Annotated in this window: 14 protein-coding genes; 8 read left to right on the top strand and 6 right to left on the bottom strand. The window is 69.3% G+C overall.

What is annotated here, in order from left to right; genetic code table 11:
* The first annotated feature begins 12 nt into the window (after nt 1-12).
* On the top strand, nt 13-441 hold the full coding sequence (locus IEZ27_RS45385; protein ID WP_125643006.1) for a MarR family winged helix-turn-helix transcriptional regulator: 429 nt from the start codon (nt 13-15) through the stop codon (nt 439-441).
* A gap of 16 nt (nt 442-457) precedes the next feature.
* Here IEZ27_RS45385 and IEZ27_RS45380 read toward each other — a convergent pair whose 3' ends face one another.
* Together IEZ27_RS45380 and IEZ27_RS45375 are read right to left on the bottom strand one after the other, a co-directional pair.
* Complete coding sequence (locus tag IEZ27_RS45380; RefSeq protein WP_185845058.1) at nt 458-619, bottom strand: hypothetical protein; 162 nt, start codon at nt 617-619, stop codon at nt 458-460.
* 43 nt (nt 620-662) lie between these two features.
* Nucleotides 663-1,808: an acyl-CoA dehydrogenase family protein gene (locus IEZ27_RS45375; RefSeq protein WP_189652923.1), complete on the bottom strand. Its 1,146-nt coding sequence runs from the start codon at nt 1,806-1,808 to the stop codon at nt 663-665.
* Between the two features lie 198 nt (nt 1,809-2,006).
* Between IEZ27_RS45375 and IEZ27_RS45370 the strand changes: the two genes are divergently transcribed.
* The 6 genes from IEZ27_RS45370 to IEZ27_RS45345 all read left to right on the top strand — a co-directional run bounded on the left by IEZ27_RS45370 (nt 2,007) and on the right by IEZ27_RS45345 (nt 8,306).
* Nucleotides 2,007-3,434 (top strand): hypothetical protein, encoded by a 1,428-nt coding sequence (locus tag IEZ27_RS45370; RefSeq protein ID WP_189652922.1) that lies wholly within the window; start codon nt 2,007-2,009, stop codon nt 3,432-3,434.
* Nucleotides 3,434-4,213 carry a class F sortase gene (locus tag IEZ27_RS45365; RefSeq protein WP_189652921.1) on the top strand — a complete coding sequence of 260 codons (780 nt, stop codon included), beginning with the start codon at nt 3,434-3,436 and terminating at the stop codon, nt 4,211-4,213. The genes IEZ27_RS45370 and IEZ27_RS45365 overlap by 1 nt, the downstream gene beginning before the upstream one ends.
* Before the next feature lie 181 nt (nt 4,214-4,394).
* Nucleotides 4,395-5,666, top strand: a complete 1,272-nt coding sequence (locus IEZ27_RS45360; protein ID WP_189652920.1) for a hypothetical protein — start codon at nt 4,395-4,397, stop codon at nt 5,664-5,666.
* 5 nt (nt 5,667-5,671) lie between these two features.
* Complete coding sequence (locus IEZ27_RS45355) at nt 5,672-6,412, top strand: class F sortase (RefSeq protein ID WP_189652919.1); 741 nt, start codon at nt 5,672-5,674, stop codon at nt 6,410-6,412.
* Nucleotides 6,413-6,437: 25 nt separating this feature from the next.
* Nucleotides 6,438-7,088, top strand: coding sequence for a hypothetical protein (locus IEZ27_RS45350; protein ID WP_189652918.1), 651 nt, complete (start codon nt 6,438-6,440; stop codon nt 7,086-7,088).
* Between the two features lie 72 nt (nt 7,089-7,160).
* The gene (locus IEZ27_RS45345) at nt 7,161-8,306 is read left to right on the top strand and encodes an acetyl-CoA C-acetyltransferase (RefSeq protein ID WP_189652917.1); all 1,146 of its coding nucleotides are present in this window, start codon (nt 7,161-7,163) and stop codon (nt 8,304-8,306) included.
* A gap of 358 nt (nt 8,307-8,664) precedes the next feature.
* Here the strand turns inward: IEZ27_RS45345 and IEZ27_RS55390 are convergent, their stop codons facing one another.
* From IEZ27_RS55390 to IEZ27_RS45325, 4 genes are all read right to left on the bottom strand, one after another.
* On the bottom strand, nt 8,665-9,255 hold the full coding sequence (locus tag IEZ27_RS55390) for a TetR/AcrR family transcriptional regulator (protein WP_189652916.1): 591 nt from the start codon (nt 9,253-9,255) through the stop codon (nt 8,665-8,667).
* The gene (locus IEZ27_RS45335; RefSeq protein WP_189652915.1) at nt 9,252-9,683 is read right to left on the bottom strand and encodes a hypothetical protein; all 432 of its coding nucleotides are present in this window, start codon (nt 9,681-9,683) and stop codon (nt 9,252-9,254) included. Before IEZ27_RS45335 ends, IEZ27_RS55390 begins: the two co-directional genes overlap by 4 nt.
* Nucleotides 9,680-11,122 (bottom strand): serine hydrolase domain-containing protein, encoded by a 1,443-nt coding sequence (locus tag IEZ27_RS45330; protein WP_189652914.1) that lies wholly within the window; start codon nt 11,120-11,122, stop codon nt 9,680-9,682. Before IEZ27_RS45330 ends, IEZ27_RS45335 begins: the two co-directional genes overlap by 4 nt.
* 70 nt (nt 11,123-11,192) lie before the next feature.
* Entirely contained in the window at nt 11,193-11,663 is a 471-nt protein-coding gene (locus IEZ27_RS45325) for an Lrp/AsnC family transcriptional regulator (protein ID WP_189652913.1), read from the bottom strand.
* A gap of 202 nt (nt 11,664-11,865) precedes the next feature.
* Here IEZ27_RS45325 and IEZ27_RS45320 point away from each other — a divergent pair, with 202 nt between their 5' ends.
* Nucleotides 11,866-13,755 carry an acyl-CoA dehydrogenase family protein gene (locus IEZ27_RS45320; RefSeq protein WP_189652912.1) on the top strand — a complete coding sequence of 630 codons (1,890 nt, stop codon included), beginning with the start codon at nt 11,866-11,868 and terminating at the stop codon, nt 13,753-13,755.
* Nucleotides 13,756-13,924 lie beyond the last annotated feature (169 nt).

Below are 13,924 nucleotides of genomic sequence, written 5' to 3'. Positions count from 1 at the left end.
AATAACAACTATATGTATGAAGACAAGGAAATTGCCGCGATCGAGCGGGCGATGGTCGCCATCAGGCGCAGGCAGAGCAGGCGGGCGCTGGCCCGGCAGCAGGGCGCGACGGGCCCCGAGTACGAGGTGCTCGACGTGATCGAGGGCGCCGGCGGGCAGGTCACCGTGTCGGCGGTGGCCGAGGCGTTGAGCGTCGACCAGCCGCGGGCCAGCCGGCTCGTGGCGGCCGCCGTGACGGCGGGCCTGGTGCGACGTGAGGCCGACCAGGCCGACGGCCGGCGGGCGTGGCTGGTGCTGACTGAGGACGGCGTCGCGGCGCTCGCGCAGGCCCGTCAGGCCAGGCAGGCGGCCTTCGCGACGGCGACGGCCGGCTGGTCGGCGGCCGAGCGGGCCGAGTTCGCGCGGCTGCTGACCAGGTTCGTACAGGAGATGCCGGGATGAGCCGGCAGCTGGGGCGTCAGCGCATCGTCTGACCCCAGACGAGCAGCATGGCGATGACGAACACGATCATCACGCCCGCGTAGCCGACCGGGCCGAGCCGGAACGCCCTGCGCACACGGTTGAGCAACCAGGCGAACAACAACGCCAGGAAAACGAGCAGGATCAGGCCGCCGTCCATGCTGACAGTATGCGGCGCGGCCCGGCCGGGCGCGCGGCTCGCGTCAGAAATCGAAGGACCGGCCGATGATCTCCTTCATGATCTCGGTGGTGCCGCCGTAGATCGTCTGTACGCGGCCGTCCAGCCACGCCTTCGCGACCGGGTACTCCATCATGTAGCCGTAGCCGCCGTGGAGCTGGAGGCAGCGGTCGATGACCTTGTTCTGCAGCTCGGTGGTCCACCATTTGGCCTTGGCCGCGTCCACGACGGTGAGTTGCCGCGCGTTGAGTGCCAGGATGCACTTGTCCACGTAGTGGCGGGCGATCTCGGTCTCGGTGGCCAGCTCCGCCAGGACGAACCGGGTGTTCTGGAACGAGCCGAGGTTGCGGCCGAACGCCTGGCGGGTCCTGCAGTACTCGATGGTCTGCTCCAGCACCGCCTCCGCCGCGGCCACTGCCGCCACGGCGATCGACAGGCGTTCCTGGGGCAGGTTGTTCATGAGCTGGTAGAAGCCCTCGCCCTCGTTCGGGCCGAGGCGGTTGGCCGCGGGCACGCGGACGTTCTCGAAGAACAGCTCGGCTGTGTCCTGGGCCTTCATGCCGACCTTGTCCAGGTTCCGGCCGCGGTTGAAGCCTTCCATGCCGCGTTCGACCACGATGAGCGTCGTGCCCCTGGCGCCCGCGTCGGGATCGGTCTTGGCCACCACGACCACGAGGTCGGCGTTGATGCCGTTGGTGATGAACGTCTTCTGGCCGTTGACGACGTAGTGGTCGCCCTCGCGTACGGCGGTGGTCCGGACGCCCTGGAGGTCGCTGCCGGCGCCGGGCTCGGTCATCGCGATGGCGGTGATGATCTCGCCGCTCGCGAAGCCGGGCAGCCAGCGCTGCTTCTGCTCCTCGTCGGTGAGCTCCACGACGTACGGGGCCATGACGTCGTTGTGCAGGGAGAATCCCAGGCCGGAGGCGCCGCTCCTGGTGATCTCCTCGACGATCACCGCGTTGTAGCGGAAGTCGGTGATGCCGGCGCCGCCGTACTCCTCGGGGACGCCGAAGCCGAACATGCCGAGCTCGCCGGCCTTCTTCCAGACCTCGCGGGGGACGATGCCGTCCTTCTCCCACTGGCCGTGATGCGGCACGACCTCGCGGGCCATGAACTCGCGCACGGTTTCCCGGAAGAGCAGGTGCTCCTCGTCGAAGAGGTCTCGCTGCATCGTTCGCCTCCAAGCAGGTGTCGTGCACGACAGAATACGATTCTGTTACCCGGAGGTATACCCGCATTCCCGGTGGAGGAGGCGGCGGGGGACACGGCTTCATCACAAGTGCTGGAAGTTGAGGGTTTCCGCCTGCGTTGCGGGTGTTTTCGACTCTAAGATCTACCCTCGGTCTATTTGTGATGATCGGAGTGTCCCGTGAGTCGGTGGCGCAAGTCCTTGCTCGCCGCGTCGATCGCATCGGTGGCGGCCATCGGGGTGGTGGCATTGCCCGCTGTCCCGGCCTCGGCGGCGCCGGCCGACCTGGACGTGCAGTACGAATGCGTACCGTCCGGGACGGACAGCATCGTCAGGCACGGGCCGGTACGTCTGAGCACCCATCTCACCTTCGCCACCGACCTGGTGGTCGGCGACCCGCTCAACTTCACCTGGAAGCTGGACTACGCCGACGACGGACGGCTCCAGTCGCCCGGCTACTTCGCCCCGGGCGCCAACGTGCACGCCACCGGCAACGTCGAGCTGACCAGCAGCTGGCAGGGCATCCTGCAGCCGAAGGGCTCCGTCGAGCAGGCGGGCAAGCTCCGCCCGGACGACTACCTGTCGCTCCCCGAGTCGCTGAACGACCCCGGCCTGATCGACAAGGTCGGGACCATCACGGTCAAGCCGAAGGACATCGACCTCGACTTCACCCCGCCGGACGGCACGGTCGTGGCCAACGACGGCAACGAGACCGACAACCCGACCGACATGAAGATCAACTACGGTCCGGGCTGGGCCTCGATCGACGACCGTCCCGGCTCCGAGAACCACGTGCACAACGACCTGCACGAGACCAATGACCTCGGCGCCTGGGCCGAGCTGAGCTTCACGGGCACGGGCGTGGAGTACATCGGGCCGCACGACAAGGACGCCGGTCCCGTTGACGTCTACATCGACGGCAGCAAGCGGGCCACGGTGGACCCCTCGCGCTCCGACGACGACCTGCCCGTCAACGACGACCTCGACGGCGGTTACACGCTCTGGAAGTCGCCGGAACTCAAGTACGGCAAGCACACGATCAGGATCGTGAACGCCACGTCCAAGCCGGCCTGGCTGGACGCGTTCAAGGTGTCCACGAACACCTCCAAGATCCCGACCGGGTACCACGGCGCGAAGTGCAAGCTGGTCGGCGGGCCGGTCTCGGTGACGGTGACCGTACGGGACAAGTCGGGACCGACGACCACGCAGACCCCCACCAACACGCCGACGAACACGCCGACCAACACGCCGACCAACACGCCGACGAACACCCCCACCAACACGTCCACGGCGACCAGCACCCCCACGCGCAACCACAACCGCCCCACCCCGTCCAGCGGACTCGGGCACGTGATCGTCGTACCGGCGGTCACCGGGACGAGCACCAGCACGAGCACGCCCACCGCGACCGGCCCGACGGCGACCACGTACGCCAGGGCGCAGGTGGCCAAGGTGCCCAAGGGCGGGGTGGACACCGGTGAGGCGCCGGATGCGCCGGACCAGCCGTACGGGCTGATGGCCAGTGGGGTGATGCTGCTCATGGGCAGTGCGGGCGGCGGGCTCGCGCTGCGCCGGCGCAGGGCCGCGCACGCGGGAGGAACGAAGTGATGGCCGAGCAGAAGACTCCGATGCAGCGGGCGACGCCCGGGTTGCTGATCGCCGGCTCGCTGGCCGGCGTCGGCGCGATCATGGTGGGCCTGCTCTCCGTGGCCCCCAAGGTGGACGACGGCTCCGGCACGCTGGCCGCCGCCGACCAGCCGACGACCGTGCAGATCGAGAACGCCGGCGCGTTCGTGCTGCCCGCGACCGTCGGGCCGGGCGGCAAGGGCGCGACGCTGACCCCGGCCCGGCCGGACGCGCCCGCGCCGCTGGCCGCCGCGCCGACCGTGCCGCCGATCCCCAAGGCCAAGACCAAGGCCGCCAAGGCCAAGGCCAGGCCGAGCCGGATCAAGATCCCCAAGATCAAGGTGAACGCCCCCATCGGCGCGGTCACCGTGGACATCAAGGGCAACCTGGGCACCCCGCCGCTTACCCGGCCGAACCAGACCGGCTGGTACCGCTTCTCGCCGGTGCCGGGCGAGCTCGGGCCCGCGGTCATCAACGGCCACGTGAGCACCCGTAAGGGCCCGGCCGTCTTCGACCGCCTGCGCGAGCTGGCGAAGGGCGACCAGATCTACGTGTACCGGTCGGACGGGAAGGTCACCCGGTTCACGGTGAGCGGGATCGAGCAGGTCAGCAAGTCGTCGTTCCCGACGTCCCGGGTGTACGGCAACACCAAGGACTCCCAGCTCAGGCTCATCACGTGTGGCGGCGTCTTCAACAAGGAGGCGCACAGTTACACCGACAACATCGTGGTGTACGCGACGTTGTCGAAGAAGAAGGGCTGATGGGGTTTCTGAGGCAGATTTTGCGTTTTACGGGAAGTTGACAGGGACAGTTCGTAGGATCTACACCGAACCGTGACCATTGGCTGGAATTCTGGCACGACTGTTGACACTGCGCTGAAACGGAGATGGACCCGTGCTTACGTCCCAGGCGTGGCGCCGCCTCGCCCAGAAGACATCCGCCTTGGGATTGACAGGCACGCTCGCCGTCTTCGCCGGCTCGATGGTCGGTCTGGCCGCGCCCGCGCATGCGGCGATGGTGGATCCCCTCAAGATCACCTACAACTGCACGGGCGGCGCTCTGCAGAACGGCCCGGTGATCGTGACGATCACGCCTCCGGCGTCGGTGGAACCGGCCAAGTCGACGACGATCGAGTGGACGTTCCCGGCGATCCAGGTGAACAGGGCTCTGACCGCCGGTGAGGCCGTCACCACCAGCGGCGGCGACCTCACGGTGACCGGGGGGACGCCCACCCCGCTCAAGGGCACCGGCACGGGAACCACCACGGTGGTCTCGGCCAACACGACGTACACGCCTCCGAAGATGTCGGCGTCCGTCAGCGTCACCGCGACGACGGGCGGCAACCTCGTCCTGACGCCGCTCGCGACGGCGACCGGGACGACGCCGTTGCTGAGCATCAAGATCGGACAGGACACGACGACCTGCACCTACGGGTCGACCACCCCCGCCAGCATCTCGATCCCGGTCCAGACCGGCGGCGGCGGTGGTACCGGGACCGACGTGGTCTCCTACAACTGCAAGCTGCCCAGCGGGACAGACTCCCTGTACCCCGCCACTGTCGACATCAAAGTCGCGATGACGACGCCCACCAATGCCAAGGCCAATGAGGATGCCTCCATCACCTGGACAGGCATCATCGAGAATACGAACGACCCGCTCACCGCGCCCACTGGGTTCCCCGTGAGCAGCAAGCTCTTCGCCACCATCAAGGCGACCGGCGGAGGCACGCCCGCCACCGCCACAGGCGAAATGGCCCTCACCGGCGCTGTAGCCGGTCAGGACATCACGACGCTTCCTAGCGTCACCATCAAGATCAAGCCCACGGTCGCGGGCAACGTGCAACTGACGGCGGGGGATCTGGCTCTAGGCACCTCCTCGAGCGCCCCTGCGATCAAGTGCGAGGCGCCCACGACCGGGCTCAAGACCTTCAGCTTCACCGTGGCGGCCGGTACGGGGACGACCCCCACGCCCACGCCCACCCCGACGCCGACCCCCACGCCGACGCCCACCCCCAAGCCGACCAAGACCAGCACCGCCACCGTGACCGTCACGCCGCCCAACAAGTCCAAGACTCCCAAGGCGGGCGCTGACACCGGTCTGGGAGGTGACGCGGGGCCCGACGGGCGGCTGTTCATCCTCACCGGTACGGCCCTGATCGCGGCCGCCGCGGCGGGTGGGCTGGTGCTGCGCCGGCGTACCGCGACCAGGGGCTGAGCGGCGTGGCCGGGCAGTATCCCTACGGCGGGCCGCCACCGGCGGACAAGGGGAGCACCGCGCTCAGGACCGTCCTGATCGGCGCGGCCATCGCCGGGGTCGTGACGGTCGTGGCCGGCATGCTGATCGTGCTCCAGTCGCCCGAGGAGTACGGCATGGACAGGGACGCCCTGCCCGTGGCGGTCCAGACGCAGGCGTCGGGGCAGCCGCAGCAGGCGTTGTTCCAGGCCCCGCCCGACCAGCCGCCGCCGCTGCCGCAGATCACGCCGGCGCCGGCGATGTTGCCTTCGACGCCTGTGCGGATCCTGGTCAAGCGGCTCGGGATCAACGCGCCGATCAAGTCCGTGGGACTGGCCAAGGACGGGACGATCGAGGTGCCGCCGTCCGACAATCCCAACCTGGCCGGGTGGTACCGCAACATGTCCACCCCGGGCGAGGCGGGCCCCGCGGTGCTGCTCGGGCACAAGGACACCCGGACGCGCAGCGCCGTGTTCAGCCGCCTCGGCGAGCTCAAGAACGGCGACACCATCGAGGTCAGGCGCCAGGACAAGACGACCGCCGTGTTCACGGTCGGCGGCGTGGAGCAGGCCAGCAAGAAGACGTTCCCGACCGAGCGCGTCTACGGAAGCCGGGAGAACGCCCAGCTCCACCTCATCACCTGCGGTGGGGCCTATGACCGCACCATCGGGCACTACAACGACAACATCATCGTCTACGCGACGATGACGAGCTCCTATCGAAGCTGATTTTCCGGAGGCGGGCATGGGCTGGATGGCGAAGCGGAGACTGCGTACTGGCCCGACGGCGGCATTGCCCGCCAAACCGGAGGCCGCCGAGCTGTTGCGGATCGTCCGGCTGGCCGATCCCGACGCCCGGCGGGAGGGCGACGACATCGTGGCGACCGACGTGCGGGTGTACGCGCCGGTCGAGGCCGAGGCCGAGCTGACCGGCGGGGTACTGGAGAAGGCGTGGGCCTGCCGGGTCACCGCCGAGGGCCCGCTGCCGTTCGACTTCTTCGACCGCTACCTGGCCGAGGGGCTGGCCTTCCGGCTCAAGGGGCTCGCGGTGTGCCGGGGCGAGGTGAGCGATCCCGCCGACGACGAGGAGGGTGGTCCCGCCGTCATCCTCCCGGTACGCCCGTCCGCCGAGGACCTGGCGCCCCTGCTGGAGCCGGGGGAGGACGAGTTCACGTACACGTCGGGCGACATCCGGGCCGCGCTGGTCCCGCAGAAGGGGCAGCCGCCGGCGGTACGGGAGCTGCTGCCGTTCGCCACCGAGCTGACCGCGATCGAACTGCGCGGGGACGAGCCCGTCAAGCTGGGAACGCTGGCGCTGGAGCTGGCAGAATCGCTGAACGGCCTGGTCGTGGACCAGTGGCGGTTCAGGGTGGACGCCGCGCAGGAGCTTCTGCCGCCCGAGTGACGAGCCGCAGAACGTCATTCTGTTGTAGTCTCTTCCCAATAACCGAATAATGCTCGGTTTCCAGGAGGCACTGTGGCAGAGGCGTACATCGTCGGAGCGGTCCGTACCCCGGTCGGCAAGAAGAAGGGCGGGCTTTGCACCGTCCATCCCACCGACCTGGCCGCCCACACGCTGAAGGCGCTCATCGACCGTACCGGCGTCGACCCGGTGGCGGTCGAGGACGTCATCATGGGCTGCGTCATGCAGTTCGGCCCCCAGAGCATGGACATCGCGCGGAACGCCTGGTTGTCGGCGGGCCTGCCCGAGACGACGGCCGGTGTCACGATCGACCGGCAGTGCGGCTCATCCCAGCAGTCCATCCACTTCGCCGCCCAGGGCGTGTTGTCGGGCACCCAGGACCTGGTTGTGGCCGCGGGTGTGGAGTCGATGAGCATCGTCCCGATGGGCGCGTCGATCACCGCCGCGCTGGAGAAGGGCATGCCGTTCCCGTTCGGCGACATGTGGGTCGAGCGCTACGGCAAGCAGGAGATCTCGCAGTTCCGCGGCGCGGAGCTGATGTGCGAGAAGTGGGATCTCCAGCGTGACGTGCTGGAGCAGTTCGCCTACGAGTCCCACCAGCGGGCCGCCAAGGCCGTCGCCAACGGCTACTTCAAGGACCAGATCGCCCCGGTCAACGGCGTCGAGGACGACGAGGGCCCGCGCCCCGACACGACGCTGGAGAAGATGGCCGGCCTCAAGACCCTGAAGGAGGGCGGCCGGATCACCGCGGCCACCTCCTCGCAGATCTCCGACGGCTCCGGCGCCGTGCTGATCGCCTCCGAGCAGGCCGTACGCGACCACGGGCTGACCCCGCGGGCCCGCATCCACCAGCTCGCGCTCATGGGCGACGACCCGGTCTACATGCTGACCGCGCCGATCCCGGCGACGCGGCGGGCGCTGAAGAAGGCCGGGATGTCGATCGACGAGATCGACGTCGTGGAGATCAACGAGGCGTTCGCCCCGGTGCCGCTGGCCTGGATCAAGGAGCTGGACGCCGACCCGGCCAAGGTCAACCCCAACGGCGGCGCCATCGCGCTCGGCCACCCGCTGGGCGGCACGGGAGCGATCCTGATGACCAAGCTCCTGCACGAGCTGGAGCGCACCGGCGGCCGCTACGGCCTCCAGACGATGTGCGAGGGCGGCGGCCAGGCCAACGTCACCATCATCGAGCGGCTCTAGGAGCCGGAAAGGGTGAGCGCCGCCTCCCGGGCGTAAGAGGGGAGGCGGCGCTCGCTAACTACCATCCCGGTAGTTGTCTAGCGGCCCTTGGGCGGGATGATCCGCCGGGGCGACACGACCGGCCGCTGCGGCATCTTGGGCAGTTGCCGGGGTGGTACGGGCGTGGTCTTCTTCTTGGCTGAGCGAACTCGCATGCGAAGCTCCTTTACACAAGCTCAGGACGCGGCTCCCGAAGGGCCGGGCGTCGACGAGCACAGCGCTGCCGCGTCTGTCGGACGATGGGCTGAAGTGGCTGCTGTCACAGGTAAAGGCGCATGTGCATCAAGCTACGGCCTGCCCTCGATGCCGGGCAACCGAATTAATCCGCCGTCGCGAGCTGCCGTTCGAACCCCGACACCATGGCCCCCAGACCCGCCTCGAACCACTGGTCGTAGAAGCGCAGGGCGTCCTGGTCGTGGGTCTCGGCGGTGGAGCCGACCTGGGCCAGGGTGTGGCCGAGCACGTAGACGGCCACGGACTGCACCGCGTTGACGGTGTCTGCGGCGGGCACTCCGGCCGCCTCGAAGCGGGCGAGGAGGCCGGTGAGCAGTTCCGTGCCCAGCCGTACGTCGACGGGGTGGGTGGCCAGCAGCGGGACGGCGCGCGGGTGGGCGAGCAGGAAGCGGCGGTAGGCCGTGGCGAACCCGGCCAGCGCGCGCGGCCAGTCGGCCTGCGGTGTGTAGCCGGCCATGGCCTCGGCGAACAGGTGGTCGACGACCTTGGCCACGAGCGCGTCCCGGTTGGGCACGTGGCGGTAGAGCGACATGGCCGCGACCCCGAGGTCGGCGCCCAGGCGGCGCATGGTCAGCGCGTCGGGCCCCTCGGCGTCGAGGATGCCGACGGCCGCGGCCACGATGCGCTCGACGGTGAGCACGGGAGGCCGCCCCGCCCGCCTGGGTGCCTGAGTCATGCGGTCAGCGTAACGACGATCGTGGCCGCCAGCATGAGCAGGGACAGCACCCCCACCACCATGTGCTGGACGTCGATGACCACGCCGCGGCCCGCGGTCGGCAGGACCTTCCAGGTACGGCTGTACTCGCGCAGGTAGAGCTCGCGCTGCTCCGGCGTGGCGGGGCCGAAGTAGGGCAGCCACCAGCTCCGGACGTGCCCGGCGACGACCAGGACGCACAGGACGGTCGCGGCCACGAGCGACCACGTCCGGTGCACCGCGACGCCACCCGCGATCAGCAGCGGGAACGGATAGTTGATCGCGGCGGCCAGGAGGCGGCCCTTGGCGTTCCCGCTGTGGAGGTCGTTGAGCGGGAACAGCGGCACCCAGTCGACGACGGCGAGCCACGCGAGCCAGACGAGCGGAACGATGATCGCGACGGTGGTCATGCGCCTCTCCCCGAATTTGTGTACCTTGTAAGCTTACACAGTACACAAATTCGGGTGGCCGCCGTCAAGACCCCGGCGAGCGCCGCGACCAGGAGGGTGATCGACAGTGGCGCGGCGAAGTAGGTGAGCTGGTCCCACGTCACGGCCCGGCCGTTCATCAGGAAGGAGACCCAGTCCGGATAGAACACGAACAGCAGGGCGGGCAGCAGCACCGGCGTCACGCGCAACGCGATCCGCCACCACGGCCGTCCCGAACGCCGGGATGCCCACCGCCGGGCACGCAGCACGCCCATCACTCCGAGGCCCGCTGCCGCCAGCGCGATCAGGCCCAGCACAAGCTCGTAGAGCTGCCGGTCGCCGCCCGGGACCTCCGGCGTCCGGCCCTCGCTCATCGCGACCAGGCCCCGCATGATGTCGTAGGTGGGCTCGTAGAGCGCGGCGCCGTTCGTGACGACGGCGAAGCCGTAACCGGTCTTCGGGGACAGGGCCTCGACGGCGTTGTAGGTGAACAGGTTGCCCGAGTGCACGAGCAGGCCGGACTCGCGTTCCAGGCCCCAGCCCATGCCGTAGTCGTTGGCGCCGACCGGCGCGTGCATGGTCTCCAGGCTGCGCGGCTTGACCAGGGGAGGACCGCCGCCGTTCTGGGCGATCAGCCATTTGCCCAGGTCGGCGGCCGAGGTGATGACCCCGCCCGAGCCGCTGCCGTCCAGGAATCCGGACGCCTCCGGCCGGGGCCGCCACATGCCGTAGACCGAGACGTATCCGTCCGCGGGCCTGACGGTCTGGGCGCTCAGGGCGCTGGTCGTCATGCCGAGCGGGCCGAAGACGCGCTCCTTCATGTAGACCTCGAAGGGCTTGCCGCTCGCGGTCTCGACCAGCCTGGCGGCCAGGTTGTAGTTGACGTTGCAGTACGCGTACCGGGTGCCCTGGTCGGCGGCCAGCCGGCCGGTGGCCAGCCGGGCGGTGTAGTCGGCGAGGGAGGTGGCCGACTGCACCACGCCCATGTCGAGCGAGGAGTCGGCCAGGCCGGAGGTCTGGTTCAGCAACTGGCGGACGGTGATCGCGGCGTGGCGCGGGTCGGCCATCCTGAAGCCGGGAAGCTGCCGGGCAACCGGCTCGTCCAGCGCGATCTTGCCCTGCTCCACCAGGGTCATGACGGCCATCGCGGTGAACGACTTGCTCACCGAGGCCACCCGCATCGGCGTGGTCGCGGTGATCGCGCGTCCTTCGGAGTCGTGGCCGTACCCGGCGGCGTGCACGACCTTGTCGCCCTTGGTCACCACGACGGACAGACCGGGCACGCCGGTCGCCTCCAGCGCCGCGCGCAGGTAGGCGTCGACAGCTGCGGGGGTCGGTCCGGTCGGGGTCGAGGCGAGGGCCGGGGCCGGGGTGAGGGTCAGTGCCGTGGCCAGGCCCGCAAGGGCGATCTTCAAGCTCATGACGGCAAACCTACGGAGACCGGCCCCGCCGCCGGATCTGCCGACCGTCCAGAACCGCCCCTGACGAAAGTCAGGTGTCCGACGGGGACGGCAGGCGTTCCGGCACGGCGTCGTGCACCTGCTGGAAGATCACCGAGGTGCGGAAGCCGACGATCTCCTTGCGTTTGCTGAGCCGGTCGAGCAGGAAGGAGTGGAGGTGGTCGAGGTCCTGGACGGCCACGTGCAGCAGGAAGTCGTCGCCACCGGCCAGTACGAACACGCTCAGCACCTCGGGCAGCTCGGCGGCCGACTGCTTGAAGGCGTTGATCACGGCCCGGCTGAGCGGGCGGACCTGGACCGAGACCATCGCCTGCGTGCCACGGTTGAGCGCGGCGGGGTCGATGTCGGCGTGGTAGCCGCGGATGACGCCGCGCCGGGTGAGCGCCCTGACCCGTTCCAGGCAGGTCGAGGGGGCGATGCCGAGCCGGCGGGCCAGCTCCCGGTTGGACTGCCGCGCGTCCGTCTGGAGAAGGCGGACGATCGCCGCGTCAAGCTCGTCCATGGTACGGACCTCCTGCTCTTGGCCGGTCGACTGTTCGGGAGGACCAGGTTAGAGCCGAACGAACGGGCTGTCCGGCCGGCCATGACGGAACAATCGCGCGGCGATGGCCCCGCATTGCCGCCGGGTGCCGCGCTCGGGGTGCTGAAGGCCGTCAGGCGGGCAGTACTCACAACACATTGACGGCGCACCGTCGGGAGGTGCCATGAGCGAGCAGACCAAGTACGCCGAGCAGACCAAGTACGCGGAGAGCAGGCAGGTCGGCGAGCAGGCCAGGGAGCGGGAATGGACGCGCCCGAGCTTCGCCAAGCAGTTGTTCCTCGGCGATCTCCGCCTGGACCTGGTGCATCCCGCGCCCACACTGCCGGCCGAGGCCGTCGAGCGGGGCGAGGAGTTCGTCCGCGCGGTGCGGCACTACCTGGAGTCCCACGTCGACCCCGCCCTGATCGAGCGCACCGCCCAGGTGCCCGACGAGGTGGTCAAGGGGCTGGCGGGCCTCGGGGCGTTCGGCATCACGATCGGCACGGAGTACGGCGGCCTCGGCCTGCCCTACCTGTACTACTGCCGCACCCTCGCCCTGGTCGGCTCCTACTGCCCGGCGCTGGCCACGCTGCTGTCGGCCCACCAGTCGATCGGCGTGCCGCAGCCGCTCAAGCAGTTCGGCACCGAGGAGCAGAAACGGGAGTTCCTGCCCCGGTGCGCGGCCGGTGAGATCTCGGCCTTCCTGCTCACCGAGCCCGACGTCGGGTCCGACCCCGCGCGGCTGTCCACGACCGCCGTACGCGACGGCGACGACTACGTGCTGGACGGCGTCAAGCTGTGGACGACGAACGGCGTCGTCGCCGACCTGCTCGTGGTCATGGCCAGGACCGGCAAGAAGATCAGCGCGTTCGTGGTCGAGGGAGACAGTCCGGGCATCACGGTCAGGCGGCGCAACAGCTTCATGGGCCTGCGCGGCATCGAGAACGGCGTCACCGAGTTCTCCCAGGTCAGAGTGCCCGCCAGGAACCTGATCGGCAAGGAGGGACAAGGGCTGCGGATCGCGCTCACCACGCTCAACACCGGCCGCCTGTCCCTCCCGGCCACCTGCGCGGGCAACGCCAAGTGGGCCGTGAAGATCGCTCGCGAGTGGGGCAACGCGCGTGAGCAGTGGGGGCGCAAGGTGGGCCGGCACGAGGCCGTGGCCACGAAGATCGCCTTCATCGCGGCCTCGGCGTACGCGCTGGAGGCGGTCAGCGAGCTCACCGCCCGCCTGGCCGACGACCAGCGCAACGACATCAGGATCGAGGCCGCGCTCGCCAAGCTGTACGCCACCGAGCTGTCCTACAAAGTGCTCGACGAACTGGTCCAGATGAGGGGCGGCCGCGGCTACGAGACCGCGGAGTCGCTGGCCGCCCGCGGTGAGCGCGGCGTGCCCGCCGAGCAGATGTTGCGCGACTCCCGGATCAACCGCATCTTCGAGGGCTCCTCGGAGATCATGCACCTGATGATCACCCGCGAGGCCGTGGACGCGCACCTGGCCGCGGCCGGCGAGCTGATCAACCCCGACGCCTCCCGCCAGGAACGCGCCCACGCGCTCGGACGGGCGAGCCGCTTCTACGCCAAGTGGCTGCCGACCCTGGTGGCCGGTACGGGCAACCTGCCCGGCGGCTACACCGCCTTCGGCCCGCTGGCCCAGCACCTGCGCTTCGTGGAGCGGACCAGCAGGAAGCTGGCCAGGTCCACCTTCTACGGCATGTCCCGCTGGCAGGGGAGGCTGGAGCACAAGCAGTCCTTCCTCGGCCGCGTCGTCGACATCGGGGCCGAGCTGTTCGCCATGACGGCCGTCTGCCTGAAGGCCGAGGAGGACGCCGACGACCTCGGGCGCAGGCCGTACGAGGTGGCCGACACCTTCTGCCACCAGGCCCGCCGCCGCATCCGGACGCTGTTCGACGAGCTCTGGGACAACAGCGACGAAGAGGACGTCCGCCTGGCCCGGTACGTGCTCGACGGCCGCTACGACTTCCTGGAGGAGGGCATCCTCGACCCGTCCATCGAGGGTCCGTGGATCGGAACACCGGACGGCGACGAGAACGTGCGGAGAAAGATCCTGTGACGCCCGGTCTAGACCGGTTGTGAGCTTTTTCTGCCCTGAGTGTTTTCAAACCGATACCCACCGGTATAGACCGGCTGCTGAACGCAGGCTTACTCTGGCGCAAACGCGTTGAGCTCCGGCTCTCGCACCCCTCATCCCTTGGACGGGGTCAGGTGGCTGGTACGGACCA

This window comes from Nonomuraea spiralis (assembly GCF_014648435.1).
Taxonomy (GTDB): domain Bacteria; phylum Actinomycetota; class Actinomycetes; order Streptosporangiales; family Streptosporangiaceae; genus Nonomuraea; species Nonomuraea spiralis.
The sequence above is the reverse complement of the archived record's forward strand: the minus strand, read 5'-3'. Positions and strand labels throughout refer to the sequence as shown.

Coding starts and splice junctions, on each gene's coding strand:
- IEZ27_RS45385 (WP_125643006.1), top strand. CDS start 13: ATGTATGAAGACAAGGAAATTGCCGCGATCGAGCGGGCGATGGTCGCC.
- IEZ27_RS45380 (WP_185845058.1), bottom strand. CDS start 619: ATGGACGGCGGCCTGATCCTGCTCGTTTTCCTGGCGTTGTTGTTCGCC.
- IEZ27_RS45375 (WP_189652923.1), bottom strand. CDS start 1,808: ATGCAGCGAGACCTCTTCGACGAGGAGCACCTGCTCTTCCGGGAAACC.
- IEZ27_RS45365 (WP_189652921.1), top strand. CDS start 3,434: ATGGCCGAGCAGAAGACTCCGATGCAGCGGGCGACGCCCGGGTTGCTG.
- IEZ27_RS45350 (WP_189652918.1), top strand. CDS start 6,438: ATGGCGAAGCGGAGACTGCGTACTGGCCCGACGGCGGCATTGCCCGCC.
- IEZ27_RS55390 (WP_189652916.1), bottom strand. CDS start 9,255: ATGACTCAGGCACCCAGGCGGGCGGGGCGGCCTCCCGTGCTCACCGTC.
- IEZ27_RS45335 (WP_189652915.1), bottom strand. CDS start 9,683: ATGACCACCGTCGCGATCATCGTTCCGCTCGTCTGGCTCGCGTGGCTC.
- IEZ27_RS45330 (WP_189652914.1), bottom strand. CDS start 11,122: ATGAGCTTGAAGATCGCCCTTGCGGGCCTGGCCACGGCACTGACCCTC.
- IEZ27_RS45325 (WP_189652913.1), bottom strand. CDS start 11,663: ATGGACGAGCTTGACGCGGCGATCGTCCGCCTTCTCCAGACGGACGCG.
- IEZ27_RS45320 (WP_189652912.1), top strand. CDS start 11,866: ATGAGCGAGCAGACCAAGTACGCCGAGCAGACCAAGTACGCGGAGAGC.